Source organism: Alkalicoccobacillus porphyridii (assembly GCF_007293315.1).
Classification (GTDB): Bacteria; Bacillota; Bacilli; order Bacillales; family Bacillaceae_D; genus Alkalicoccobacillus; species Alkalicoccobacillus porphyridii.
In genome coordinates this window covers 1-26,756 of the sequence record NZ_VLXZ01000011.1, presented here as the reverse complement: position 1 = coordinate 26,756, position 26,756 = coordinate 1, and the positions used below count along the sequence as shown (strand labels likewise).

23 protein-coding genes are annotated in these 26,756 nt (G+C 40.7%); 11 read left to right on the top strand and 12 right to left on the bottom strand.

Annotation, left to right across the window (positions count from 1 at the left end; translation table 11 throughout):
• Positions 1-16 precede the first annotated feature (16 nt).
• Complete coding sequence (locus FN960_RS15990) at positions 17-820, top strand: TerC family protein (RefSeq protein WP_143849861.1); 804 nt, start codon at positions 17-19, stop codon at positions 818-820.
• 72 nt (positions 821-892) lie between these two features.
• Here the strand turns inward: FN960_RS15990 and FN960_RS15985 are convergent, their stop codons facing one another.
• Positions 893-1,657 (bottom strand): class I SAM-dependent methyltransferase, encoded by a 765-nt coding sequence (locus tag FN960_RS15985; RefSeq protein WP_143849860.1) that lies wholly within the window; start codon positions 1,655-1,657, stop codon positions 893-895.
• Positions 1,658-1,766: 109 nt separating this feature from the next.
• Here FN960_RS15985 and FN960_RS15980 point away from each other — a divergent pair, with 109 nt between their 5' ends.
• From FN960_RS15980 to FN960_RS15970, 3 genes are read left to right on the top strand one after another with little or no spacing between them, the layout of a single operon-like run.
• Positions 1,767-3,287 carry a spore germination protein gene (locus FN960_RS15980; protein WP_143849859.1) on the top strand — a complete coding sequence of 507 codons (1,521 nt, stop codon included), beginning with the start codon at positions 1,767-1,769 and terminating at the stop codon, positions 3,285-3,287.
• Positions 3,277-4,374, top strand: a complete 1,098-nt coding sequence (locus FN960_RS15975) for a GerAB/ArcD/ProY family transporter (protein ID WP_185971069.1) — start codon at positions 3,277-3,279, stop codon at positions 4,372-4,374. The genes FN960_RS15980 and FN960_RS15975 overlap by 11 nt, the downstream gene beginning before the upstream one ends.
• Positions 4,361-5,482 (top strand): Ger(x)C family spore germination protein, encoded by a 1,122-nt coding sequence (locus FN960_RS15970; protein ID WP_185971068.1) that lies wholly within the window; start codon positions 4,361-4,363, stop codon positions 5,480-5,482. Before FN960_RS15975 ends, FN960_RS15970 begins: the two co-directional genes overlap by 14 nt.
• Positions 5,483-6,276: 794 nt before the next feature.
• Here the strand turns inward: FN960_RS15970 and FN960_RS15965 are convergent.
• Positions 6,277-7,266, bottom strand: a complete 990-nt coding sequence (locus FN960_RS15965; protein ID WP_143849941.1) for a PTS sugar transporter subunit IIC — start codon at positions 7,264-7,266, stop codon at positions 6,277-6,279.
• A gap of 246 nt (positions 7,267-7,512) precedes the next feature.
• Complete coding sequence (locus FN960_RS15960) at positions 7,513-8,751, bottom strand: helix-turn-helix domain-containing protein (protein ID WP_143849856.1); 1,239 nt, start codon at positions 8,749-8,751, stop codon at positions 7,513-7,515.
• A 385-nt stretch (positions 8,752-9,136) separates the two neighbouring features.
• Here FN960_RS15960 and FN960_RS15955 point away from each other — a divergent pair, with 385 nt between their 5' ends.
• The 3 genes from FN960_RS15955 to FN960_RS15945 all read left to right on the top strand — a co-directional run bounded on the left by FN960_RS15955 (position 9,137) and on the right by FN960_RS15945 (position 12,798).
• Positions 9,137-11,446 (top strand): S8 family serine peptidase, encoded by a 2,310-nt coding sequence (locus FN960_RS15955; RefSeq protein ID WP_143849855.1) that lies wholly within the window; start codon positions 9,137-9,139, stop codon positions 11,444-11,446.
• A 99-nt stretch (positions 11,447-11,545) separates the two neighbouring features.
• Complete coding sequence (locus tag FN960_RS15950) at positions 11,546-12,088, top strand: signal peptidase I (RefSeq protein ID WP_143849854.1); 543 nt, start codon at positions 11,546-11,548, stop codon at positions 12,086-12,088.
• Positions 12,085-12,798 carry a TasA family protein gene (locus FN960_RS15945; RefSeq protein WP_143849853.1) on the top strand — a complete coding sequence of 238 codons (714 nt, stop codon included), beginning with the start codon at positions 12,085-12,087 and terminating at the stop codon, positions 12,796-12,798. Before FN960_RS15950 ends, FN960_RS15945 begins: the two co-directional genes overlap by 4 nt.
• 554 nt (positions 12,799-13,352) lie before the next feature.
• Here the strand turns inward: FN960_RS15945 and FN960_RS15940 are convergent.
• The 4 genes from FN960_RS15940 to ltaE form a co-directional block, all read right to left on the bottom strand.
• Positions 13,353-14,069 carry an FAD-dependent oxidoreductase gene (locus FN960_RS15940; RefSeq protein ID WP_143849852.1) on the bottom strand — a complete coding sequence of 239 codons (717 nt, stop codon included), beginning with the start codon at positions 14,067-14,069 and terminating at the stop codon, positions 13,353-13,355.
• Between the two features lie 10 nt (positions 14,070-14,079).
• Positions 14,080-14,463: an SRPBCC family protein gene (locus FN960_RS15935; RefSeq protein WP_143849851.1), complete on the bottom strand. Its 384-nt coding sequence runs from the start codon at positions 14,461-14,463 to the stop codon at positions 14,080-14,082.
• Positions 14,464-14,466: 3 nt separating this feature from the next.
• Positions 14,467-14,787, bottom strand: coding sequence for an ArsR/SmtB family transcription factor (locus FN960_RS15930; RefSeq protein WP_143849850.1), 321 nt, complete (start codon positions 14,785-14,787; stop codon positions 14,467-14,469).
• A 160-nt stretch (positions 14,788-14,947) separates the two neighbouring features.
• Positions 14,948-15,985, bottom strand: a complete 1,038-nt coding sequence (ltaE, locus tag FN960_RS15925) for a low-specificity L-threonine aldolase (protein ID WP_143849849.1) — start codon at positions 15,983-15,985, stop codon at positions 14,948-14,950.
• 154 nt (positions 15,986-16,139) lie between these two features.
• Between ltaE and FN960_RS15920 the strand changes: the two genes are divergently transcribed.
• The 3 genes from FN960_RS15920 to aguB all read left to right on the top strand — a co-directional run bounded on the left by FN960_RS15920 (position 16,140) and on the right by aguB (position 18,941).
• Entirely contained in the window at positions 16,140-16,883 is a 744-nt protein-coding gene (locus FN960_RS15920; protein WP_143849848.1) for an SDR family oxidoreductase, read from the top strand.
• Positions 16,884-17,037: 154 nt separating this feature from the next.
• Positions 17,038-18,069: an agmatine deiminase family protein gene (locus FN960_RS15915; protein WP_143849847.1), complete on the top strand. Its 1,032-nt coding sequence runs from the start codon at positions 17,038-17,040 to the stop codon at positions 18,067-18,069.
• Complete coding sequence (gene aguB, locus FN960_RS15910; protein ID WP_143849846.1) at positions 18,066-18,941, top strand: N-carbamoylputrescine amidase; 876 nt, start codon at positions 18,066-18,068, stop codon at positions 18,939-18,941. The genes FN960_RS15915 and aguB overlap by 4 nt, the downstream gene beginning before the upstream one ends.
• A gap of 44 nt (positions 18,942-18,985) precedes the next feature.
• On the opposite strand, the gene FN960_RS15905 is transcribed toward aguB, so the two are convergent.
• The 3 genes from FN960_RS15905 to FN960_RS15895 form a co-directional block, all read right to left on the bottom strand.
• Complete coding sequence (locus tag FN960_RS15905) at positions 18,986-19,165, bottom strand: hypothetical protein (RefSeq protein ID WP_143849845.1); 180 nt, start codon at positions 19,163-19,165, stop codon at positions 18,986-18,988.
• A gap of 695 nt (positions 19,166-19,860) precedes the next feature.
• Complete coding sequence (locus FN960_RS15900; RefSeq protein ID WP_143849844.1) at positions 19,861-21,342, bottom strand: tagaturonate reductase; 1,482 nt, start codon at positions 21,340-21,342, stop codon at positions 19,861-19,863.
• A gap of 17 nt (positions 21,343-21,359) precedes the next feature.
• On the bottom strand, positions 21,360-22,853 hold the full coding sequence (locus FN960_RS15895; RefSeq protein WP_143849843.1) for a UxaA family hydrolase: 1,494 nt from the start codon (positions 22,851-22,853) through the stop codon (positions 21,360-21,362).
• 232 nt (positions 22,854-23,085) lie between these two features.
• Between FN960_RS15895 and pelA the strand changes: the two genes are divergently transcribed.
• Complete coding sequence (gene pelA / locus FN960_RS15890) at positions 23,086-24,093, top strand: pectate lyase (RefSeq protein ID WP_143849842.1); 1,008 nt, start codon at positions 23,086-23,088, stop codon at positions 24,091-24,093.
• Between the two features lie 48 nt (positions 24,094-24,141).
• Here the strand turns inward: pelA and uxaC are convergent, their stop codons facing one another.
• The gene (uxaC, locus tag FN960_RS15885) at positions 24,142-25,560 is read right to left on the bottom strand and encodes a glucuronate isomerase (RefSeq protein ID WP_143849841.1); all 1,419 of its coding nucleotides are present in this window, start codon (positions 25,558-25,560) and stop codon (positions 24,142-24,144) included.
• A gap of 114 nt (positions 25,561-25,674) precedes the next feature.
• Positions 25,675-26,433 (bottom strand): DeoR/GlpR family DNA-binding transcription regulator, encoded by a 759-nt coding sequence (locus FN960_RS15880; protein WP_143849840.1) that lies wholly within the window; start codon positions 26,431-26,433, stop codon positions 25,675-25,677.
• Between the last annotated feature and the right edge of the window lie 323 nt (positions 26,434-26,756).

The window sequence follows — 26,756 nt, the reverse complement described above, 5'->3', positions numbered from 1 at the left end:
AGAGGAGATTAATGTCATGGATGTTGCTCTACTATTAGAATATAGCTGGGTGTTATTAGTATTAATTGCGTTGGAGGGTGTACTATCAGCAGATAACGCATTAGTGCTAGCTATTATGGTTAAACACCTTCCAGAAGAGGAACGAAAAAAAGCACTTCTTTATGGATTAGCAGGAGCCTTTGTCTTCCGATTTGCTTCTTTATTCTTAATTTCTTTTCTCGTTGACGTTTGGCAGATTCAAGCAATTGGAGCGTTATACCTATTATTCATAGCACTCAACCATATGTTTAGAAAACATGTGGTGAACAAATACGATACTAAAGATAAAGCAATCAAAAAGCCGAAGAAAAAAAGCGGCTTCTGGCCAACTGTTATCAAGGTTGAGCTTGCAGATATCGCTTTTGCGGTAGATTCCATCCTTGCTGCTGTTGCGCTAGCAATGGCACTTACTCCAACTGGTCTCGGTATGGTTGGAAGCTTAGACGTTGGACAATTTGCGGTTGTATTCATTGGTGGATTAGTTGGATTATTAATTATGCGATTTGCCGCAACGAAGTTTGTTGTCCTACTTGAAAAACGTCCTGGACTTGAAAGTGCTGCCTTTATCATCGTTGGGTGGGTAGGCGTTAAGTTGGTTGTTCAGGTACTGGCTCATCCAGATTTGGCGATCATTGATTCCCACTTCCCGCATTCCACTGGCTGGAAATTATTTTTCTATAGTGTACTCGTACTCATCGTACTGGGTGGTTGGTTCCTTTCAAAAAACAAAGACAGTGATGACCAAACGGCTAAAAGAAAAGAGCTTGAAGAAAACATCTAAAAAGTGTAGAAACAGGCGAGTACTCGCCTGTTTCTTTTTTTGGTGCTCATTTCATTCAGTGCTATATGCTCATTATCTTTTACAAGCTTTTAATGCAATAGACTGGCCTTGGAACGACTGAATACTTCCATTTTCTTCTTCAATGTGGAGGAAGTCCTTTACATGATCAGAGCTTTTAATCAACATCTGTTTCAGCCTATGTTTCGTCTCCTCATTGATCCCCGCTCGCCTTGACCAATCATCAATTTGAAAAGTCTTCCGAAACACCTTACATTGCTCAATGTCGAACCCACTTTTTTCTATAATCTGTAACCACTCCGATTTCTTATAGGCACGTACATGACTTGTGTCTCGTTGTTTTTCAAGAACGTTATAAAATTCATCAAGCTTATCATCCTCTAAGGCCACATTATCGAGAAGCCAAAACACTCCATTTTGTTTCAGCACTCTATGTGTCTCATTTACAAACTGCTGAATGTCAGGGAAGTGGTGTGCGGCAATTCTACAAATGGCTGTGTCATATGTCGAATCAGTAAATGGCATATTCATCACGTCACCTTCTACATATTGAACGTGCTTGTGACCATTCCCTTCAATATAATTCCTTGCTGCTATGAGTATTTCTGGCGTAAGATCGAAGGCTGTAATGTCATCTGAAAGACCTGCAAAAGCATGAGCAACATGCCCCCCGCCAGTGGCAATATCAAGAAGTCTCCCTACTTCAGTTTGCTCTCTTACTAAGTAGATCAAATCCTTTCCTTTTGCATGCAAATTGCTTTTGACATATGCCTCGGCATTTTGTCCAAAAAACGTTTGCACCTTCTTTGATTGAGACATCTTCAAACCTCCCCACATTTAGATTTATTCTTATCATTTCATGCATGAACTTTCTTTTCAAGGGCAGGTTATAACGAGTATCCCTATGAGGAAAGGAGTAAGGTGACTTATGAGAAAACGCCCGCGAAAGCTTAGGAGAAATCAAATCTCAAATAAAGTAGATGTAGTTCTAGCGACTGGTAACCTCAAAGAGGATCTTGCTTCCTTTAATAGTCTATATCATCATCCAGATGATTTTGGCACAAGATACTTTGAATTTCATGGTAAAAGAGGTTGTGTTCTTTATCTAGAGCCTTTGGTTGATACAAATCTTTTGGAACAGACGTTTTTTATCCCGCTTTCAGAAGACAAATTTGATGACCGGTACACGCTTGAGGACTTGATTGTCTCAACGAACTGGAAAAGAGATAGCAATGTAACTAAAGAAGCCACTCTTCTAACAAAAGGATATGCGGCTATTTTATTAGAAGGAGAACCAAGCATTTTATATGTCGAAGTAGGTATTTTCTTTGATCGGAGTATTGAGGAGCCGAGTAATGAAAAAATTGTAAGAGGATCGCACGAGGGTCTTGTGGAAAGTCTATTCGTCAATCTGAATGTTTTGAGAAGACGGGCACAAACAAGTGAATTAGCAGTAAAAAAAACCCGCGTAGGCGCTAAATTGCAGCGAGAAACGGCTATTGTTTATATGAACGACATTGCTGATCCAGAGATTGTTGAAACCATAGAAGATCGGATAAATGATATCTCATCTGATTTAGTCATTTCACCAGGTTTTATTGCAGAATATATCCAGGATCATTCTTATTCACCCTTTCCACAAGTGTTATACACTGAAAGACCTGACCGGATTATATCACATTTACTTGAAGGAAGAATTATTGTTATGACTGATGGCAGTCCAACAGCGCTCATTGCACCCATTTCGATATCTGCGTTTTTTCAATCACCTGATGATTATAATATTCATTTTATATTAGGTTCATTCTATCGTGTTATACGGTTTTTAAGTGTATTTATTGCGGTCACACTTCCAGCTCTTTATATTTCTGTGGTTGCGTTTAATTATGAGATTCTGCCAAACCCAATTATTCTTCCAGTTAAAAACTCCTTGGCTAATATTCCATACCCTCCATTAATTGAGGCATTAATTATGGAATTAACGATTGAATTAATTAGAGAGGCTGGGGTGAGGCTTCCTTCCCCGATCGGTCAAACTATTGGTATCGTAGGAGGACTTGTTATTGGTGAAGCGGTTGTTAACGCAGGATTGGTCTCCAACATGATGATTATTGTTGTTGCATTAACTGCTGTTGCTTCTTTTGTTATTCCTTCACCTGAGATGAATTCAGTTGTACGAGTCCTTCGATTCCCTTTTATGTTTTTGGCAGCTATTTTCGGAATTTTGGGGGTAACGCTTGCTTCTATGTTACTTCTCATGCATTTGTGTAAGCTCACCTCTTTTGGTAGACCATATCTTTCTCCTATTGCCCCTTTTCGCTTAAAGGACATGAAAGATACAGCCATCCGTATGCCGGTTTGGTTCTTAAACACACGGCCACTCGCGGTCAAGCCTCAGACACTCAAACAACAAGGATATTCTTGGTGGTGGAAGCAACGTGAAAAGTAGTAAATCCAGTGTAAATCTAGTTCAGTTTTTTTGGTTTTATGTACAGACTCAAATTGGCATAAGTATTATGACCCTTCCCTACAATATCTATCACGATGCAAAAACAGACGGATGGATATCTATAATTATCGCGGGAATGGTGACTCAGATACTCATCCTTCTCATTTGGTCTTTATCCATTCGGTTCCCTAATCAGAACCTTTACGAACTATTTGAAAAGCTCGTAGGAAAAGTTCTGGGTAAATTCATTAGTGTGCTTTATATTGTATATTTTTTAATCATTGCGGCTTTTGTGTTATTGGTATTTAATTTCCTTATTTCTGTATGGGTACTAAGTAAAACACCTGACATAATCAAAATTCCTTTGTTTGTAATCGCCTGCTTATATTTATTAAATAGCCATGTTCAAATCATTTCTAGGTTTATGGTAATAGTAGGTCCCATCGTACTCCTTACACCCATATGTGCAACATATGCATTCTTTGATTCAGAACCACTTTATCTATTACCCATTCTCACATCAAGTTGGTTCGAAATTGGAAAGGGCGTTATGTCTGCCTCATTTTCAATGCAAGGCTTTCTTATCGTCGCTATCCTACATCCAGTTGTTAAAGGATCAAATAAAGAAAAATTGCTGGCTGCGTCCTATGCCAACATTCTAGTGACAGCCATTTATACATTTACAATCATTGCTTCGTTTATATATTTCAGTCCGGGGCAATTCGAGATTCTTCCTGAGCCATTACTGTACATGATTAAAACCATTTCTTTAGTATTAATCGAAAGAATTGATTTAATTTTTTTAGCTTTATGGTCTGTGGTGGTTCTTGCCACTATTGTTAGTTATCTTTATATGGCTTCAATCGGAATGGCGACTGTTTTTAATCAAAAGAAAAGATTATTGTTTTCCAGTATAAGCAGCTTGATCATTACGATATTAGCATTAATTCCGCAAAATGTTTTAACACTCCGACATTTTTCTACCTTCATTAATTATGTAGGTTCTTTTTTCATAGCTGTGATTCCTGCCTTTTTATTATTGTATGCCGTCTTATTTAAAAGGAGGGCGCCTCGTGAACATACGTAAGCAGATACTAGGTTGTTTATTTCTGACCGTATTTCTTTCAGGATGTTGGGATGAGCAATTACTAAAAGATGTTGCCCTCATTAATAGTCAGGCTTTCGATCTAGATTCCGATCATGGTCTTATACAAATGACCATTGCGGTAGTTAGCGGAAATTCTAACGAAAAGATCCCTACTACCACAACAATAATTGCTGCTGAGGGTAATTCCGTGAGAGACGCTCGAACCGAGCTTGATAAAAAAATCGGCAGTGAATTATTTGCTTCTAAAAACCAAGTGACATTATTTAGTAAGAAACTAGCTAAAAAGGATATTTATGCTGTTCTCGATGGAAATTACCGGTCTCCACTAAGCGCCCTTACTGCTCGTTTAGCCGTTGTTGAGGAGCAAGCTGGAGAAGCCCTTCATGTGCAAACGGAAAACAAGCCCCTTATTAGTGACTATCTACAGGATGTGTTGATGAGTGCCGAAGAAACAGGAAGCATCCCTGTGGTTAGCCTTCAGAATACATTATCCGTTTTATATGATAATGATCAGGACCTTATTCTACCCACTGTCGAGGTACTTGAAAATCATTCGGGCATCAAGCTTACCGGATCTGCTTTATTTAATGGGAGAAGAATGACTGGTGAAATTAACTCGGATGAAACCATTATGCTGTTGCTTTTAGATGGAAGCGCTAATGGAGAACATCGGATGACAAAAAAAGTTCATTCCATGGGTTATGATGATTTGTACGATTTTATCACTGTCGATGTGGAAAAACTTGATCGGAATTTTACATTAACAAAAAATGACCAGGGGCAGTTCGAGGCACAAATTGATTTGATACTGAAGCTTGATGCCAATGAATATCCTGCTGATCATCTTTATAAGGAATCCATCGTAAAAAAAGTAAACACAGAGCTATCGGAACAATTCACTAAACAAGCAAATGAAGTCTTAAAAAAAATTCAGGAAGCAAACTGTGATTATTTAGCCATCGGCAGACAGGTTCGCGCTTTCTATTATGAGGATTGGCAACAATTAGATTGGAATGAAGCTTATCCTACTATAAAATTCAAGGCAAATGTCACCGCTGAGATTATTTATCACGGGATTATTAACTAAGGAAGAGTTCCTCACAGGAAATAGTATTAAGCTTTAATCTGGCTCTACCATCTTAATGAACTTTATCATCAAGGTCATTAAAAAAGTCATGAGCTCATTTGCATCGCTTCAGGAATCCCCATCGGGGGACGGTCTCAACCCTTGAAGTGCTAGGGTACCACTTTAATGTCGGTCTGCCACGTGCTGTCCCGGTGAAGCTTCGTCGCGTATGTTTCCAATCAGACGATTGAATAACATCCCTAGTTAAGTGGATTGGCTGCGCTTAACGAATTACGCACGCGAGTTTAGATCGTCTTCCGATGGATTTCTGATGAGTTTCTTGCTAAGAGCTTTTGCTTCTTGCTAAATCACCTGCTTCTCTTGGTATGCAGGTCTTTCCACTTGCTAAGAGCTCTTGCTTCTTGCTATATCATCAGCTTCTCTTGGTATTCAGTTTTTTTCTCTTGCTAAGAGCTCCTGCTTCTTGCTAAATCATCCGCTCCTCTTGGTATTCAGATTTTTTCACTTTCCTCCCAATGTATCTACCTCTCATTCCCGATTCCTTGTGATAAGAGAGACCTTGTTCATTTCTCACGTCATTAAACTAGCATTATATTCAAGGTAAACCATCTTTTACAGTGACCTCCTTTTCATCCCGCAGGTGTTACTCTTCCAGTTTTTATAATATTGTTTTAGGTAGGCATGAGTATGACTAATAATAAGTACTTGACTCAAAAAGACCCCAAACATTAGAAATCCTCTAACATTTGGGGTTTGGCGGTTTAGAAGCTCACTCTTATTTAATTAGAAGCTAGTTATTGAACCTCAACATGCAATGCATTTGGTTTGACCCAGCCCAATTTCTTAATAAGCATATATAGTGGCAACGAAATGATAATGGGAACGATTACTCCCATTAGTAAAAAGATCATAAGACCTGACCACCCTTGCATGGCAAAAATCGTTAAAGGTGCGATAAGAGAATTCATGCCAAGTCCAGCTAATTCGTACGTGGCTTCAAAGCTAAGAAGAATCGTTGCGATGGGTGCACACACAACCGCTGCAACAAAGGACGGAATAACCAATCTAGGGTTTTTAACAAGGTTTGGAAATTGAACCTTTGGTGTAACCACTGATTGTGCAAGAAAGCCGCCGAAATCGTTTTGTCTAAATGACATGGCCGTAAACCCTGCAAATTGAGCTGTACAACCAATCAGTGCTGCTGCACTAGATACTGGATCCAATTGTAAAGCAATCGCAAGGGCAGCCGATGAAGCTGGTGTCATTAAAAGTACACTCCAAACAAGGGCAATAACTATAGAAGCCAAAATGGGTGAGCCTTGAACCGAGCTCGTAATTTCTGCGCTCATAGCTGTTAATATAGGTGTCGCAACCGCTGCTGCACCTACTCCTGTGATTCCTCCTGCTAGTGTCGCTGCGAGCGGTATAGCCATAAGATCAAGCTTAGTTTTGCCTGTCACTCTTTTGCCAACATAGGTTGCCACAAGCGCAGCAATAAACGCACTAACGGGTTGTCCGGTTACCATAGTCATACCTGACTCCGTCACCTGCATGGCCGCTCCCCCCACGGTACTACATATAATGGAGCTGTAGATTACAAGGGTATTTCCTCCAAGCTGATAGGCTACACCAGCGCCTATAGCTGGTGCCAAAAGGACCTTCGCTATTCCTCCAATGGTCAGAAGCGCTTGCCAGCCAAGAAATTGACCAAATGTCTCAAATAATAAGCCAATGGCTAATGTGACAAGCACAGCGTTTGCCACTCCAGCCGATGCTTTATACATTCTATCAATAATATACTCCTTCAAAGACTCCACCCCATTTACATTCTCTCTTTTTACTCATTCGGTTTAAACCGATAAAGGATTATAACAAAAAAACACTCCCGGTAAGCTACACGAGAGCGACGCTAGTATTCAGTTATCATAGCACCTGATACAGACCCTGTAAATCCTTTTCTAGCGCCCTCCTTAATGTGTCCGCTTTCAATAAAAGAGGCACAGAGGAAATTCCACCTGTGCCCCTCTCACTTAACTACCTTTAATATAAGAATAGGCAACTTGAGTCGCTTTCTCTCCTTCATTTGCTTCAATATAGTGGTTAAACAATTGTTTCTCATAGTAACTAGCTAATGTGACATTCCCACTTTTACGTAAATAAGGAATTAAGCTCTCGTGAAGGTACGCGTAATATTGTTTCATCTGTCCTTTGATTAAATAAGAGAGTAATTTAATTTTCTTAGTATCTCCGATGTTCCCTATCTGTTTCGCAAGCTGCATGACGTCTCGAACACTCTTCATTAACTGTTGATCGGACTCCACGTCCTTTAATAGATAGCTTGTAAGAATATAACCAGCATATGGAGAAATATAATTTGGATAGTTACATTTTTGATAGAGCTCAAGGGATTCCTTATAGTAGTTGTTGGCCTCCCTGTTCATCGATTGCAGAAAATACTCGTATCCAAGATTATTTAATAGAATGGCTTTTTTCTCATACTCTCCAAATAGGTCACAGCTTCTAATCAAATCATTGTATTTATCTACTAATTCATCTAAGTCATGATGAACAATTTGAACACTCTGAGTTAGCAAAATTAACGTTTCGGCGTCAATAATTTTGCGGAAGTGATTTGCTTGTTTAAAAAAGTTCAAGCTCATCCTTGCATATTCATAGGCCTTTACATGATGTCCAAAGCGGTAGCAGGTAATGGCTAGATGGTAGTAGTATTCATCATTTCTATAAACCTCGGGCTCAATTTGTTTAAAGTACCCTAATGCTTTTTCATATTCACCAGTAAATAACCGATGAATGCCACACATGTGATAGTAAAGCTGTATATCTCTATCACTCAGTAGGTGGTTTTTTGTTGAAATCTGTTTTAATTCTCTTTCTGCTTCCTTTAAATGTTGCTTCGTCAAATAGTATCTTACAAGTAATAGCTGATAGTAGAAACCTAAAGTAGACTGCAGTAGCAGTGTATTCTTCTCAAGTACTTCTTTATAGCTTTCTGTTTTTGTTCGATCCTGCATAATCATTGAGACGTGCCATTGGTCAAGTGTTTCTTTCACCTTTTTAAACTTCTTTACTTCATGCTCAATATCGACACCAAGCCGATTACTTAATAAATAGGTGATTTCCGTTGAATAATGAGCCGTGCCCCTCTCTATTCGACTAATATGTGCCACCGAGCAGATCCCCTTGCTTAGCTGTTGCTGCGTAAGATGCTGCTGTTCACGATAGTACTTAATAATAAAACCTTCATGCATAGACCAATCACCACCTTGTTAATCTAATTTATGAACTCGGGACTCCCTTTTTTTCTGCCTAGTTGAGTACGACTTTTGGTTGAATGTAGACAAGGACTATTTCATCATTTCTATCTTTTTTTCTTATTATTTTAGATTATATCAAATTTTACGTGAATTTCAGCATGATTCTCACAACTATCTGAAAGTTCTCATTAATAAAACCCTATTAAATTGGTTGCTATCTAAGATCGTGCCTCATTCGTTATGTCTTTTGTCACAATTGTTCTCTACATATTCTCTCTTTATTTGTGTTAATGCCTGAAAGTGATCCAAAAAAGACATGGATTCGCTATACTTTTCTCGTAATCTATCAAAAAGTAATTAGGAAGAGAGGAGCGCTGCGATGAAGATCGGTATGAACCAAAAACCATGGAAGGTAATGGCGGTCACCGCATTATCAACAAGCTTAGTATTAGGAGGAGTAGGCTCCTATCCGCTTCATATTTCAGCGGAAACAAACACAGCTAGTCTTCAGGTATCTGAAGACATCAACTTAGATAGTACGGACATCGTCTCTGTTATTGTTGAGCTTGAAGAATCTCCAGAAACTCTGGCAATCGCCGAGGCTGAAGAAAAAGGCGAGAGCTTAAGTGCTGCTCAAGCAAAAGTACAGGTAGAAGAATCTCAGGATGAATTTGAAGAAGACTTATCTACATTAACTACAGCGTACACAATTACCCATACGTATCAAACCGTATTTAATGGTTTTACCATTGAACTCCCCGCAAATCAATTAGAAGCGCTCACAGAAGCTGAAGGTGTAAAGTCCGTTTGGAGTAATGACGAAGTACAGCTTATTGATCCAGTATTCTCTGAAAGTGTATTAGAGGAAGCAATTGAACCATACATGGCTGACAGTGTTCCCTATCTTGGAGTGGACAGGCTTCATGTAGAGGGAGTCACCGGTGCTGGTGTAAAGGTTGGTGTACTAGACACTGGTGTCGATTATACTCATCCTGATTTAGCAGAAGCCTATGTTGGTGGATATGACTTTGTGGATAACGATGATGATGCACAAGAAACAACCTATGATGACTGGTTAGCCTCAGGTATGCCTGAATTTAATAATAATGGAAACTCCTATTATACCTCTCATGGAACGCATGTAGCGGGAACAATAGCTGGTCAAGCTGACAATGATTCCGAGTACGCGACGTTAGGGGTAGCGCCAGATGTTGAGCTTTATTCCTATCGCGTTCTGGGTCCCTATGGATCAGGTAGTACGGCAGGAGTATTAGCAGGCATTGAACGTTCTGTTGAGGATGAAATGGATGTTATTAACCTATCTCTAGGAGCTAGTATTAATGATCCACTTTATCCAACCAGTGTTGCTATTAATAACACAGTTATCGCTGGGGTAACGGCAGTCATTTCGGCTGGAAATGCAGGTCCTAATCTAGCTACACTCGGCTCACCGGGAACTTCGCCGCTGGCCATCACAGTAGGTGCCAATGATGTTCCACTTGTGTTTACTGACTTTACAGGATATTTGGATGATACTTCTACATTTGATCTTGTGAATATTTCAAGTCACTTTGATACTGACTTTGATGAGTTGGAAGCAGGAGAATATGAAATTGTTTATGCAGGGCTTGGCTCTGTAGCTGAATTTGATCAAGTGGATGCGGAAGGTAAAGTTGCCTTAGTAGCTCGAGGGGATTTTGCATTTGTAGATAAAATTGCTAACGCAAAAGCAGCTGGAGCTGAAGCAATTATTATCTATAACAATATCCCTGGAGCAGGACACTTTCCTAACTACTTTGGAGAAGGTGTAAACTTTATTGCTGGGTTCTCTCTTCCTTATGAAGAAGGCATTGCCTTAAGGGATGCCATAAATGAGGATAGCCTATTCAGTTTTGGCGATCGTTCAGAGTCCATCTCTTCTGGAGGGATCTTAGCTGACTTCAGTTCACGTGGGCCATTAAATGGAACATTTGCCATCAAGCCAGAGGTTAGTGCACCTGGTGTAAATATCCTTTCACCAGTACCAGACTTTATGAATGGTCCAGATTATTTTGGTGATTTTGAATATGCTTATGGACGTAAATCTGGTACTTCCATGTCTGCTCCTCATGTAGCTGGAGTAGCGGCACTATTACTGGAGGTCAAGCCTGAACTATCTCCTGCTGATGTCAAAACAACATTAATGAACACAGCTGTTCCTATGACGCTAGATTATAGCGTATTCGAAATAGGTGCTGGCCAAATTAGTCCAGTTGATGCTGTACAAACAGACATGTTGATTCAAGCAAAGGGAGAATCGGTCACACTAGACCCTAACAATAGGATTATTCCACTGAAAGACTTAACAGGTGCATTGAACTTTGGCGCCATTGAAAGTAAAGGTAAAAACGTAAGGGAGTTCCAATCAGTTACATTTAAAAACACCGGTTCCCAAAGCAAAACCTTTACCATTGATTATGATCATCATGTTGATTTCCGTGGCTCAAAGGATGCTTTACAAAATGGTGTAATTCTCCAAACCTCGGATACGGTCACAGTTCCTGCTGGGGAAACCATTACTAAGAATGTATTCTTTATTAGCCCTAAGACAGCAGAAACAGGAGCTTATGAAGGCTATATCAACATTACCAATCAAGCAGACGGCTCAGAGAGCTATCGCATTCCATTTGCAGCTGGAATTATAGAATAACTGGACGTTAAAGAGCCGGACGGAGAGTGTGTTAAGACACTCTCCCAACTCTCTTTACTTGGTAAAAGAAATGGGCTCTTAGATAGGAGGTAATCATTTTTGATCAAGCGAACCCTTTCGTTCGTTATTACGGTTTGCGCTGTACTTTTATGTTTGGGAGTAGCCTTTCTTTTCATCCAAAGCCAGCAGCAAAGTAATCAAACCCCAAATCTATTTGGGTATTCCGCTTTAACGATATTATCTAATAGTATGCAGCCCGAGTTCAGTGAGGGTGATGTGATTGTCATCAAACAAACGCAAGCGAGTGAGCTTGCTGCACAAGACATCATTACGTTTGGCAATTCGGACGGGAACAGGGTCACACACAGAATTACAGATGTAACGAAGGAGCAGGGAAATCACTTCTTTACGACACAAGGCGATAACAACAATATGGCCGACGTTGAACCTGTTTTTGAAGGGCAGGTCATCGGCAAGGTCTTATTTTCTATTCCTAAGCTTGGATTTCTTTCTCGATTCCTCTCAGAACCAATTGGATTCATAACTCTTATTGTTCTACCACTTGTTGCTTATGCAGGCATAACCGTGTATGAACGGATGACAAAACCTACAAAAAACAATAATCAGGAGGCATTTAAATGAAAAAAACAAAAAAAGCATTACTTGCGACAGCATTAACAGGAGCGTTGGTACTCGGTGCAGGATTTGGTTCATATTCTTGGTTCACATCTGAAATCCAAGCAACTGGTCAGCTAACAAATGGTACGCTTGAAATTAACAACGGGAATAATTTTGAAGAGAACATCGTTAATTACAATGGCTTTGCTCCATCCAACCTTGTATTTGGTGACTGGTTGACTGTCGAAAATACGGGTACGCTTGATACACATTTAGAGGCTTCATTTTCACATGAGCTTGACCAAAATGTAGCTATTTCTGCCTATAAGGTCGGATACATTGCGATAAAATTTACTTCACAGCCTGGTAGAGATATCCGTGAAGCATCACAGATTAAGCTCCAGGAGTTATTTGATGGTGTGACAAATGAAGTGGAAGCACAAGCTGCCGTGGCTGCTTTGAGTGATGATATTGAAATTGTTACTGGTTTGGTTGAAGAAGCAGAGTTCAGAGCCTTTAGTGAAGGCGGCATTAATCAGGGTGGCTTTTTACTTGGAGATGGTGCTTTACCTGGCGTAGATAATCAGTTCTGGCAGCTGGATGAAGGTCAGTACATTGACTTAAACTTCGGGGTGAAACTTGATGAGAATGCCGGGAATGAGTATCAAGGCGTATCATACTCTGCTGTATTAGACGTTATTGCAAAGCAAACAGATGACGGAGCGGAGAAATAATATTACACATAAAAACGTGAACTAAAAGAAAAAAAGCTGAAGAATGTTGGAGTCTCTCCATACATTGTTCAGCTTTTTTTTGTATGATTACAAGTATAAATTGAAAAGTATCTGAGGATTGGTTCTTCGGCTGCCGCTCCCGAAACTGGGGGCATGTTTACCGCGGGAATACCTGAGCTAACTCGACTACGTCGAGTTAGCTCATTGAACCTCATCAGGTCACTGAAAAACGATCTTTCTGAACGTTCTTCAATTATTTAAGTCGAAACGTTAGCGAAAGGAGAACCCGAAGACTCCTGCGGAACAGAACGTGTCTGAAGACATTGAAGTGGTGGTTTTCCGCTTCGAGGGCTTAGGCCGTTCCCGCGGAAAGACTAGGGCCCTCCTGGCGATGTCATTCAGCTCATTTTTACATGACTTTTTCAGTGGCCGCCTTTTCATCCCGCAGGTGTCGGCCTTTCATTTTCGTCCTTTTGGTGAGAGTAGCAGACATCCAGTATACACGTAGAGTCTTCATTACTTTCCTACAGCCTTTCCATGTACATTTATCATGTCTATTCTAAAGGCAAACCTGTGAATGCATCTTTTCTTATGTTTTTCTTCGTTATGCCAATTTGTTTCAAATGGTTGGTCACAGACTCCACCATTGATTTAGAGCCTGCAATATAGTACTTCCCGTTATTTTTATGAGCTTCAACAAACTGATCAATTGCTTGATTCAGCATAGATTTATCTTCAATGAATGCTACTGTTATTGGTAGATCCTTACCTAAATTACGGAGCTCACTCTCATAAATAAAACCTCTTTGTCCTTGAAGATAAATAAGATGGATCTCCCCTTTAGGATCAGTCCCTTGACTTTCAATTTGTTTTAACATCGCTCGAAACGGTGTAATGCCTATTCCATTAGCAATAAGAAGCGTTGGGTGTTTATCACTTAAATAGAATGAACCAACAGGTCCACTCATGCTAAGTGTCATACCCTTCTCTAATTCAGTTAATCCTTTTTTGAAATGACTTGGATTATCAGTAATCGTTGTTGTTATTTTTAAGATATTCTCTTTTGGTGATGATGCAACACTTAATGGTCGCGTCGAATCCTTCATTTTCCGATGAGTAATTGTAAATAAACCATGCTGGCCTGAGTGCCAAGTTAAATCTGAAGGCTTTACGAAGTGGAAGGAATAAACCCCATTGACTACTTCTTCTCTCCCTATATACACTAGCTCATTTTTCTTAAATATGGTTAAAGAATCTTTTAAGAATCCCATGTTTTCTCCTTTACCTAATAAGCTCATTTAATTTTTCAAGCATAAATGTCCAACCGTATTTCGCGCCATTATATTCTTGGTTTTCTTCTACAAATCCAGTTTGTTCTAAGTGAACATATGTCGTATTCCCCTCTTGTCTTAAGGTCCAAGTCACAATCGTATTAATTGGTCCTCCTACCCATGTATACGAAAGCTTATAAGGTTTATCAACAATCAATACCTCGCTATTAACAGTAAGTCCAATTTTTTTATTATAAAACTGACATTTGTAACCAACAATGGGTCTGAAGTTATTTTCCATCACCCACTTTGCAAGTGTATCTGAATGTGTTAAAGCTTCCCAGACTTTTTCAATTGAACTATTAAATTCAAATTTAAGTATCATATTTGCCACTGATTAATCCTCCAAAATGTCTTTTAATAGTAATGCCCGGTCTGTCCAGAATTGCTCATAAAAATGAACCCACTCTTTTATTTCCTGTAAGGGTACAGCATTAAATTGGTATCTTGTCTCTCTACCAACTCGGCGGTTTGTAACAAGATTAGCCTCTTTTAAAATAGTTAAATGCTTAGAGACAGCTGTTCTCCCCATTTCAAAATGAGGAGTTAGCTTATGAAGAGGTAACTCCTCTGAATTAGCCAACAGATCTATCATTTTACGCCTAGTTGGGTCTGCAATGGCCTCAAATACATCACGCTCTTGGTATGCAGTATTCATGTTTCCTCCTTCAAAATAGAATATGACACTTTATGGTGTCATTATAGTACGACACTTGACGGTGTCCAGTCAATAGTAATTTACTGAAATTTTCATAAAACGAAAAAATCCGGACAAATGCGTGGATGCGCGTCTGCCCGGATATACGTATAATAGCAACTTATTTCACACATTTCTCTGCAATTAATTGCTTTAAAATGTCTGCTGTTTCTTCAATATCTTTTTTAGAAACGTCATAATGGGTAACCAAACGTACGATGGTTGGCGCAAAGGCATTTGCGAGAATCCCATTCTCCTTTAAAAGCGCAACAAATTCATTAGCTGTATGTCCTGTTTCTGAAACATCCATCATGAGGATGTTTGTTTCAACCTTTCCAACTACACTCACTCGTGGAAGTGCATTAATTTGCTCAGCCAACCAAGCTGCATGCTGATGATCTTCTTCTAAGCGATCAACCATTTCAGTTAGAGCAACGATTCCGGGTGCTGCCAAAACGCCAGCTTGACGTAGTCCTCCTCCTAAACGTTTTCTCCACTTTCTTGCTTTCGCGATAAATTCAGAGCTTCCAGCAATAATGGATCCAACAGGTGCACCAAGTCCTTTTGATAAGCAAATTTGAACGGTAGTGACGTATTGAGTAAAGTCTGTCATAGGCCTCTTCAAAGCCACTGCAGCGTTCATTAATCTAGCTCCATCTAGGTGAATTGGAATGTGGTGTCGTTGTGCTACGTCATAAATTTCCTTCATTTTCTTAGGAGTCGTCACTGTTCCCCCCGCTCGATTATGGGTATTCTCTAAACAAATAAGTCCCGTCTCCGCTTCATGAATGTCAGAGCCTTTTATCGCAGCCTCAACGTCTTCTGCGCTCATCATCCCGCGCTCTCCTTTAATTGGAAAAGGTTGAATGCCTGCAAATGCCGAGGTCGCTCCCCCTTCATATCGAAAAATGTGAGAGCCCTCTTCCAATATAATTTCCTCTCCTAGTGAGCAATGTACCAGAACAGCGATTTGATTCCCCTGTGTTCCACTTGTTACAAAAAGAGCTTCCTCTTTACCAAGTTTCTTAGCTGCAATCTCCTCCAACTCTCGCATGGTGGGATCGTCTCTATAAACATCATCTCCCACCTCAGCCTCAAACATAACCTGTCTCATTCGATCCGTTAGCTTTGTCACTGTATCACTTCGAAGATCAATCATCTCACAACACTCCTGCCCCTATTTTTATATGTAGTATATCATCATCAAATGCAATGAGTCTGTATCCACGTTAATTTCAATGACAGGGTAATGTTTTAGATTTTATGTATCGGGAACCTAGACAATACGATATATCATAGATAGGGTGTTAGCCATGAGTATAGAAGAAAAAGTGGTGATTATAACAGGTGCCTCAAGTGGAATAGGTGAAGCAACCGCTAGAGAGCTTGGCTCAAAGGGAGCAAAGGTTGTTCTTGCAGCGAGAAGAGAGGACAGACTTAAATTACTACAAGATAGTCTAAAAAAAGATAAGATTGAATCTTCCTATAAAGTAGTTGATGTCACATCAAACGAAGAAATGGAACAACTGGCACAATTTACTCTTGATCAATACGGTCAAATTGATGCCATTGTTAATAATGCAGGTCTTATGCCACTCGCAAACTTGAGTAAGAAAAAAATTGATGAATGGAACACGATGATTGACGTGAACATTAAAGGTCTTTTATACGGAATTGGAGCCGTTCTGCCTCATATGAGAGAGCGTAAATCAGGACATATTATCAATATTTCTTCTGTAGCAGGGCATGAGGTAATGCCGGGAGGTACTGTATACTGTGGAACCAAATTCGCTGTACGGGCCATTACGGAAGGTTTACGTAAAGAAGAAGCAGCGGAAGGAAACAATATCCGCACAACGATCATCTCACCTGGCGCGGTAGCGACTGAATTAGTTGAACACATTACTGATTTAGATGCTAAACAAGGTGCAGATGCATTATATGATATCGCCATACCGCCTGAAAGTATCGCCCGTGCCATTGCTCATGCCATTGGAGAGCCAAATGATGTAGCTACAAACGAAATCATTATCCGTCCAACGGCTCAAGAATTATAAACTTTACATGTTCCATCTAGCAGGGGAGACGAATTGTCTCTCCTGTTTTGTTGAGCTTTTTTTATGTAGGTTCAACTCTCCTTTTATTTATTTCTTAAACAAAGTAGAGTATGATAAAGCGAGGAAAAATTATTGAGAAAATGAGTGAAGATAGATGCATGATAAACAATATACAATGCCGGCTGAATGGACTCCTCATTCAAGAACCATGATTGCCTGGCCCGTAAAGGATTCTATGGTTTACCCTGAAAATTATACCCAGGTGTGTACTGGCTATGAGCAATTAATTCTTGCGATTAGTGAGTTTGAACCTGTTTTAGTAATAGTTAATCCTGAAGATGAAGAATCGGTTGCGCCACGATTTGCTCACGCACCTGTGGAGCTCATCTCACTTCCACATAACGATGCGTGGCTCCGGGATAACGGACCTACCTTTGTAAGAGGCGAAGAAAATCAGCTATTTGGGATAAACTGGGGATTTAATGCCTGGGGTGAGAAATATGAACCTTGGGATCTTGATGATGAAGTAGCACCTGCTCTCCTTTCATTTATGAAGGTTCCAGCTGTTGATGCACCTTTAATCTTAGAGGGTGGCAGTATTCATGTAGATGGTGAGGGAACGTTACTTACAACGGAAGAATGCTTGTTAAACCCTAACCGCAATCCACATTTAAGTAAAAAAGAAGTGGAGGATCAATTGCGTCCACTGCTTGGCGTTGATACATTCATTTGGCTTCCTCTTGGTTTAGAGGGAGATGAAACAGATGGTCATGTGGATAATGTAGCTTGCTTCGCCGCTCCGGGGAAAATCATCCTACAGGTTTGTCATGATCCTGAGGATACGAATTTTGCTAGAAGTCAGGAGCACCTTTCCATTCTAGCAAAAGCAACAGATTCACAAGGACGCCCGGTTGAAGTCATTGAAATTGAACAGCCTCCATATCGTGAATCCAATGGACAGCGTTTAACATTAAGCTATCTTAATTTTTATTTTGTAAATGAGGGAATCATCCTACCCGTATTTGGTGGGGATGCCAAAGCTTATGATCAGAAGGCCATTAAACAACTGAAAAAAACGTTTCCAGATCGAACCATACGTACAATTGATGGAATGGCCATTATTCAAGAGGGTGGAAATGTTCACTGTACCACTCAACAGGTCCCATCAGAAGGGAGTCGTTCATGACTAAAATAACCGTTGCAGCTACGCAAATGAGCTGTAGCTCCGATATCCAAACAAATATTCATAACGCGGATCGTCTTGTGCGAGAAGCGGCAGCTAATGGCGCTAATCTTATTTTGCTTCAGGAGCTTTTTGAGACTCCTTATTTCTGTCAAAAAGAAAAACCAATGTATTATGCGTATGCAACCAGTGTGGAAGAGAATCCAGCCATTCTTCATTTTCAAAAACTTGCTAAAGAGTTAGCAGTTGTCCTTCCGATTAGCTTCTATGAAAAGAAGAACAATGCACGCTATAATTCTGTAGCGATGATTGATGCAGACGGAAAGATTCTTGGTGTTTATCGCAAAAGTCATATTCCAGATGGTCCAGGCTATGAGGAAAAGTACTATTTTACGCCAGGCGACACTGGCTTTAAAGTATGGAATACACGGGTAGGAAAAATTGGCGTGGGTATTTGCTGGGATCAGTGGTTCCCTGAAGCCGCGCGTGCAATGGCCTTGCAAGGAGCGGAAGTTCTTCTTTATCCAACTGCGATTGGGTCTGAGCCTGAAGATTCCACAGTAGACAGTAAGCAGCACTGGCAGACCTGTATGCTTGGGCACGCCGCTACTAACTTGGTACCGGTTATCGCTTCTAACCGAATTGGTGTAGAAAGTGATGACGATTCAAGCATCACCTTCTATGGCTCCTCCTTTATTGCCGGTCCAACCGGTGCGGTCCTTGCAGAAGCCAGCAGAGATACTGAAGAGATTTTGTATGCTGAATTTGACTTAAAAGCGCTTGAAGCACAGCGAGTAGAATGGGGATTGTTCCGCGATCGCCGCCCTGATTTGTACCATGTCTTAACAACACATGATGGCGAATTAAATAGGTAAAATGAAAAAAACTCCAGACTGAGTGAGCAGCTGGAGTTTTTGATTTAGATCACCCTAAAGACGGAAGAGATACCGATAATTACAACGGTTTGCAGTACAGTCAGGGTGAACCAACGTGTACTGCTCACGCCCTTCTCTCCTCTTAAAAAACCAAAATATCCAAAAGCGTTAAAGGCCAACAGAATGAAGAAAAGAGCAAAAACAGAGATTAAAAGTTCCACCATCGAGACCCCTTTTCCCAAATAATAGTTATTTTTAGTATAATCGGAATTTGCATTGAGGTAAAGGTGGGGAATGAAAATGGTCGGGTTTATGTCATTTATTTCGTCAGATCGTTAGTCGGTAAATTCCTCTCCAGGTTACCGGTCTTGGTAAAGTGATCATTTTTCTTAATAAGGTCTCAGTTCCTCTTGGTACTTTATTTTCTTCTTGGTAATCTCAGCTATCCTCTTGGTTACACGGTAAAACGTCTTGCTAATGCCCCTTCTTTCTTGGTTACGTGCCCAAACCTCTTGATTAAGAACTAGTTCTTCTTGGTAACGCACTTTTGCTCTTGGTTAGATGCCTGTTCTACTTGGTTACACTCTTATCCTTCTTGGTAAAGCGTCTTTTCAAGATCAAGTCCTTATTATCGTGCAAATATTCATCAATGCCTACCCAAAAACAAGCTAACAACATTAAAGGGCCGACACCTGCGGGATAAAAAGGTTCAATGAGCTAAATCGACGTAGTCGGGTTAGCTCATTACCTTGTCTCGGGTAAGTGCCCCCAATTTTGGGAGCGACAGACGAAGAAATAAATCATGAGCAACCCTCTATCCATAAAACTTCCAGACTTATTTACATATAAACTTGGACGCTGTCCTTTTCTCTCAACACAATAGGCGGACATTCTCCATGTCCGCCCATCAACTATCTGATCACAGCAAAGCACGGAATCCGTTTTCCTCAATCTGCTTTAGATCCGCTGCTACTTGCTCAGCAAGCCCTGTTAATTCTGTTAAATCAGTGCCCCAGAACTCTTTTTCACTTAGCAGGCGCTGTACAACCTGCTCTAATGATAGCTCTGCTGATTTATATTGCCCCCATACCTGCTCAAGTAGCGCAAGCGTGGCTTCGTTATCACGAATGACATAGCGTGTTCCATCTCGATCACCTGCTAAAAAGGCTCCATCTCTCTCCACAGGTTTTGTATAGGCAAGCAGTGCTGACAAGCTGACAGTGAGTTTAGCTGGCAATGCAGACTTCTGCTCAACATAAGCCAGTAGGCTCGGCACAACCCGTGTTTTAAATTTGTACACTGGATTCATACCAATGTCTGTTAGTTGATGCTCAATAAATGGATTACTGAAACGCTCTAGCACGGATCCAGCAAAGTCTTGCTTTTCTTGTTGATCCGCCTCAACGGTAGGCAGGATCTCCTGAAAAACGGCTTGTTTTGTGAACTCAGAGAGCTGTTCATCTGTCATCGCTTCAAACACGGTGTTGACTCCAGCTAAAAAGCTCGCAGCAAACATTGTGGTATGAGCTCCATTTAACAGCTTTACTTTCAAATCACGATACGGAGCAGGGTCGCCCCACTTTACGTTTAGTCCTGCTTTATGAAATGGGAGCTTCTCCGCAACTTCTGCTGGAGCATCAATGACAAACAAATGATAAGGCTCTCCTACCGTAAGCAGAATATCATCATAGCCTAGTCTTTCACGGAAAACATCTTCTTCCCCTCTTGGAAAACCAGTTACAATGCGATCAACGAGGGTATTGCAAAAACGATTATTCAACAAGACCCACTCTTTAAACTCTGCCGGAAGCGACCAATCGTCTATAATTTTTAAAACGATTTCCTTTAAAAGATCCCCGTTCCCTTCTACTAGCTCACATGGGATAAACGTAATTCCCTTTGAGTTATCTCCGGAAAATGTTTGATAACGCTCATACAAAAAAGCAACGACTTTACCAGGGAACGATAGTGGTGATGTTGCATGATCATACTCTTCTTTCTGATAGGTGAGTCCAGCTTCCGTTGTATTTGAAAAGAAAAACTCAACATCAGCAGAACGAGCAAGCTCAAGAACCTCCTGCCAATGGTTATAAGGATCGATACCTCTTGATATGGATTCAACCAGTTCCGCCTCATTTACAGTTTCGCCATTCTCTACTCCTCTTAAGACGGTAGTATAGAGCCCATCCTGTGCATTTAGCTTCGGTACAACCTTGCCATGAGGTGTTGGTTGGATAGCAACGACTTTTCCTTCATAAAGTCCTTGCTGATGTAACTGATGAATCATCCAGTTAACAAATCCGCGGAGGAAATTCCCTTCTCCCACTTGTACAATGGTCTCTTTGACAACACCACCTTGCTGATTGGTACTGAATTCTTTTGTGAGACTATTCCACTCCATATACGATCAACCTCTCCCTATAAAATAACGCCATCCTTAAATAAGGCGATTTCCTTAAAGCCATGTTTTTCATTGTGCGTCCGTACATTCCCGGAGGCGAGCTCTACGACATAATCAAGCAGCTCCTCAGAAACCTCTTCCATTTTTTTACCTTGCACAAGCTCTCCAGCGTTAAAGTCGATCCAGTTTTTCTTGCGCTCAAATAGTGGCGTATTTGTCGACATTTTAATGGTTGGTACTGGTCCACCAAATGGGGTACCTCGACCCGTCGTAAAGATAACCATATGTGCACCTGATGCTGATAAGGCCGTGACAGACACTAAATCATTCCCAGGACCTTGAAGCAGACTCAAACCATTTTTCTTAAGTCTTCCTCCATACGGAAGTACATCAACCACCGGTGAGAATCCACCCTTTTGAACACAGCCTAAAGACTTTTCTTCGAGCGTTGTAATCCCACCTTCTTTGTTACCAGGGGAGGGGTTCTCATACACAACTTGATCATGTTTAATGAAATAGTCTTTAAAGCCGTTGACCATATCTACGATGCCGTTAAACACCTGTTCATCCTGAGCCCGATCCATTAAGATCGTTTCCGCTCCAAACATTTCAGGAACCTCTGTTAATACAGTTGAGCCGCCATGAGCGATGAGTTTGTCAGAGAACACGCCAACAAGAGGATTTGCTGTGATACCTGATAAACCATCGGAGCCTCCACACTTTAATCCAACCTTTAATTTTGAAAGGGGCAGTGGCTCTCGTTTAAACGATGCAGCATATTCCGCCAATTCTTCAATAAGCTCAAGACCTGCCTCTAATTCATCCTCCACCTGCTGTACGCTTAAAAATTTCACGCGGTCCTCATCATAGTCACCAATGACTTTTTTAAACGCGTCGATATAATTGTTTTCACAGCCTAAACCTAGCACAAGCACTCCTGCTGCATTAGGATGAGCAACGAGATTACTAAGGATTTTTTGCGTAGCATGCAGATCATCACCAAGCTGCGAACAGCCAAATGGATGTGGAAAATGAGACACAGCGTCCACACCTTCAAAATTCATTTGATCCCCTTGCTTAGCCAAAACCTCTGCCGTTTTGTTAATACAGCCAACCGTGTTTACTATCCAAATTTCATTTCTGATACCAATATCGCCGTTTTTACGAACGTAGCCTTGAAACGTTCGCTCTTGAGGCTCACTATGAGTATTTGATGACTCTTCCATTGGCTGGTAGGTATTATAGTCAAGCGTACCTTCTAAAGTTGTTTTGATGTTATGAGTATGAACCCATGTACCCTCTTCAATATCAACGGTTGCAAAGCCAATTGGGAAACCGTATTTATGAACAGCATCACCTGATTTGATTGGCTTGAGTGCAACCTTATGCCCTCTTTTTACATCCTCTTTAAGAGTAATCGTTTGCTCTTCAAGCTGAATGTTTTCTCCCTTTTCGTAATCTCTGAGCACAACAACTACATGGTCCTGGTCATGTACAACAATATGATCCATTTTGTTACCCCTCTCCAAATTCTCAAAATTTTTCCCAAGTTTATATAATCTATGAACTTGCCTTTATCTATTGTTTAACTATAAAAACCCATATAAAATTAATAATGAAAGCGCTTTCTGTCTGTGAATATATCCAAATGATTAGGAGGGATGATAGTAGACAGTACTTGTTCCATTAGAACATTCTGTGTTTCTTTCTCAGCAAGTAAATACTTTAAAAAGGAGTGCTTACATGAAAAAGGTCAAACTCTTTTCTCCACTTCTCGTTGTGTTTATTCTTGCAGGATTGTTTTATCCTTCTGAAATGAAAGCAAATAATGTAGTGACTCAAGCTGAACATCTACTTACTTGGCAAATGGAACACGGTGGTTGGACAAAAGACAAACCTGAAATCTACACACGTGATTGGAACGGTAGTGAATCTCGATCCGTCTGGGAACAAAACGGTGTAGAACTTGGTACTGTTGACAATGACGCAACCGTTTCTGAAATACTGGTTGTAGCCGAAGCCTATCAATTAACAGGTGATCAGCGTTTTCTAGATAGCGCTTACCAAGGAATTGACTTTCTCTTTAAATTGCAATATGAGAGCGGTGGCATTCGTCAAGTTTATCCCCAACGTGGATCTGATCCAACCAGCTCTGTATGGTATTCAAATTACGTAACCTTTAATGATCGGGCCATGATTAATGTGCTTGAGTTGCTAGAGCAAGTGTTAAACCAAGAAGCACCTTTTAATGGTGATTTTCTGAATGAACCGCTTCGAACTGATCTTGAGCATGCGATTAATCAAGGACTAGACTATATCCTCGCCTCGCAAATTGTTGTAGATGGAACCCCCACAGCATGGTGTCAGCAGCATGATCCCAACACCTATGAACCGATGCCCGGTAGAGCCTATGAACATGTCTCCATATCAGGAGATGAGTCTGTGAGTGTTGTAGAATGGCTTCAAGCACGACCTGATCAAACCCCTGAAGTGACAGCTGCCATAAATCATGCGCTCAACTGGTTTGAAGAAGCTACACTAACAGATACTAGATACGAGCGAAGAACCGAACCGCATTTCTTTGAGGATGCTGGTGTTGATACATGGGCCAGATTCTATGAAATAGGAACCAATCGACCCATATTCTCGGGTCGAGATGGTATTGTTCGCTACGATATCATGGAAGTTGAACAGGAACGCCGATATGGGTATGCCTGGGCGGGACAATGGCCGCAACGTATTCTTAACTAAATAAGTGACGAAACAGGTCTGCAATCACTTGTGCAGACCTGTTCGAATTTACGCAAATTCAAAATATTGTTCTGCATTGTGGTAGCAAATATTTTCAATCATTTGCCCAATCCACTCGTAATCCTCTGGTGCTTCGCCAGCTTCAATCCAGCCACCTACAAGATCACAAAGTACTCGGCGGAAGTATTCGTGACGCGTATAGGACAAGAAGCTTCTTGAGTCCGTCAGCATGCCTACAAACGTGCTTAGTAAGCCAATATTCGAAAGGTCCTTCAGTTGCTTAATCATGCCATCCTTTTGATCGTTAAACCACCAACCCGAACCGAATTGGATTTTCCCTTTTGTCCCACTAGACTGGAAGTTCCCAATAGCTGTTGCGATCACTTCATTATAAATTGGGTTAACTGTATATATGATTGATTTAGGAAGTTCATTGGTCTTTTCCAATTCATTCAAAAAGCCATTCAGCGACTCAGCTATAGGGGCATCACCCATAGAGTCAAAACCAGTATCAGCACCTAGCTGCTTAAACATACGACTGTTATTGTTACGAGCCGCCCCTAAGTGAAGCTGCATCGTCCATCCATGCTTATGATATAAACGACCCAAGAACTGCATCGTGTAGGCTTGATAGGAAAGCTCTTCATCTGCAGTGATGTTACTACCGTTTAAGGCTTTTTCAAAAACATTAGCTGCTTCACTCTCCGTCACCTGCTTATATGGTACCGTGTCAATTCCATGATCTGAAAGTCGACATCCCGCTGCATGGAAGAAGTCGGCTCTTTCTTCCAAAGCTTTCAGTAGCTGTTGATACGAGGTAATTTCTACCTGACTAGCTTCACTTAGCTTCTTAATATAACTAAGGAATGGCTCCGTGGTGATAGCTAGTACCTTATCAGGACGAAAGGCTGGATATACCTTGGTTTTAAAATTCCCGGATTCTGCTGCAAGCTTTTTATGTGATTCAAGAGAGTCAATTGGGTCATCCGTTGTACAAATTACATGTACATTCGACTGCTCAATGATGCCCCTTGTGCTCATCTCTTTATCTTGTAATCTTTCATTAACCTCAGTCCAAATTCGCTCTGCAGAATCTTGATTTAATAGCTCATCGACGCCGAAATATCGCTTTAGCTCTAGATGCGTCCAGTGGTATAAAGGGTTACCCATCGTGTGAGGAACAGCCTCTGCCCATTTTAAAAACTTATCTTTATCACTCTTATTACCAGTTACATAGTCTTCGTCGATTCCGAGTGCGCGCATCGCTCTCCACTTATAATGATCTCCGTGTAGCCATACCTCCGAGATATTATTGTATCGACGGTCATCTGCAATTTCATGTGGAGATACGTGACAATGATAATCAAGAATTGGCTTATCCTTGGCAAATTCGTGATACAGTCTTTTGGCCGGTGCATTTGTTAAAAGAAAATCATCGTGAATAAACGCTTTTCCTGTCGTAAGCATACGTAATCGCTCCTTTAGATAGTTGAACGCATTCTAGGTGCAGGTCGCATATTTGTTCGGTTACGTTCGATTTGGTTTGATTATATCATGATACCGTTTTCATAACAATCCTGTTTATGCGATCGTGATGGAGATGGTTGTCTGAGCCAATTGATGTTGAATCCTTTGATCCAGCTCTGAATCAGTAATCAGTTCATCAATGTCTTCAATTCCTGCAAACTTCATTAATCCTACCTGTTCAAACTTTGTTGAGTCTGCTAAAAGGCAAACATGCTTCGCTCGTCCAATGACCGAGCTTTTCCAATCGTAATGGAAACTATTAAGTACCGTTAATCCATGCTCAATTGAAATGCCTGTAGCTCCTAAAAATAAGCGACTAACATATATTTGAGAGAGGGCTTCTAGTGTTTGTTTGCCAAATAATGAGGTAGTTGCTCCAAGCTGTGAACCGCCTAACATCATTAACTGAACCTTTTCTTTAGCGTATAAGTTATGTGCAATTTCAATATCATTTGTAATGACGGTTACGGGGAATTCACCTAATAGCTCAGCTAAAGCATAGGTTGTGCTACCTCCGTCTAATAATATGACTTCTTGTGGCTGTATAGTCGCTAAGGCCTTCTGAGCAATTAACTTCTTCTTATCTTGATGTCTCGATTGTCTTTTCTTCTCTGGGAACAGGCTGTTATCGTCTGATCTTAAGACAGCTCCGCCATGTACTCTTTGTAACAGGCTTCTCTTTTCGAGTTCTTCAAGGTCGAGACGAATGGTTTTTTCTGTTACCTTTAGTAGTTCACTTACGACGGATACTTTGAGTGCTTTATGTTCATTTAAATAACCTAATAATTGTTCATGGCGTTCTAACGATAGCATCTCCATTCTCCTTTTAGTTTGATCTATTTTCTATTATCGAACAAAAGCAAACATAAGTAAACACAAAAAAATAACACACCTTTTGTTTAGGTGTGTTATTTTTTGTGCTGCTTCGTCTGTCGCTCCCGGGATGGCTGGCACGCTTTCCTAGGGCTAGCGTTGAACTAAACTAGCTACGCTAGTTCAGTTCAACCCTGCCCGTTATTCAACACCACTGAAAAAGTCATGTAAAAATGAGCTGAATGACGCCGCTACAGGAGAACCCTACGCTTTCCGCGGGAACGGCCTCAGCCCTCGAAGTGGAAAACCACCACTTCGATGTC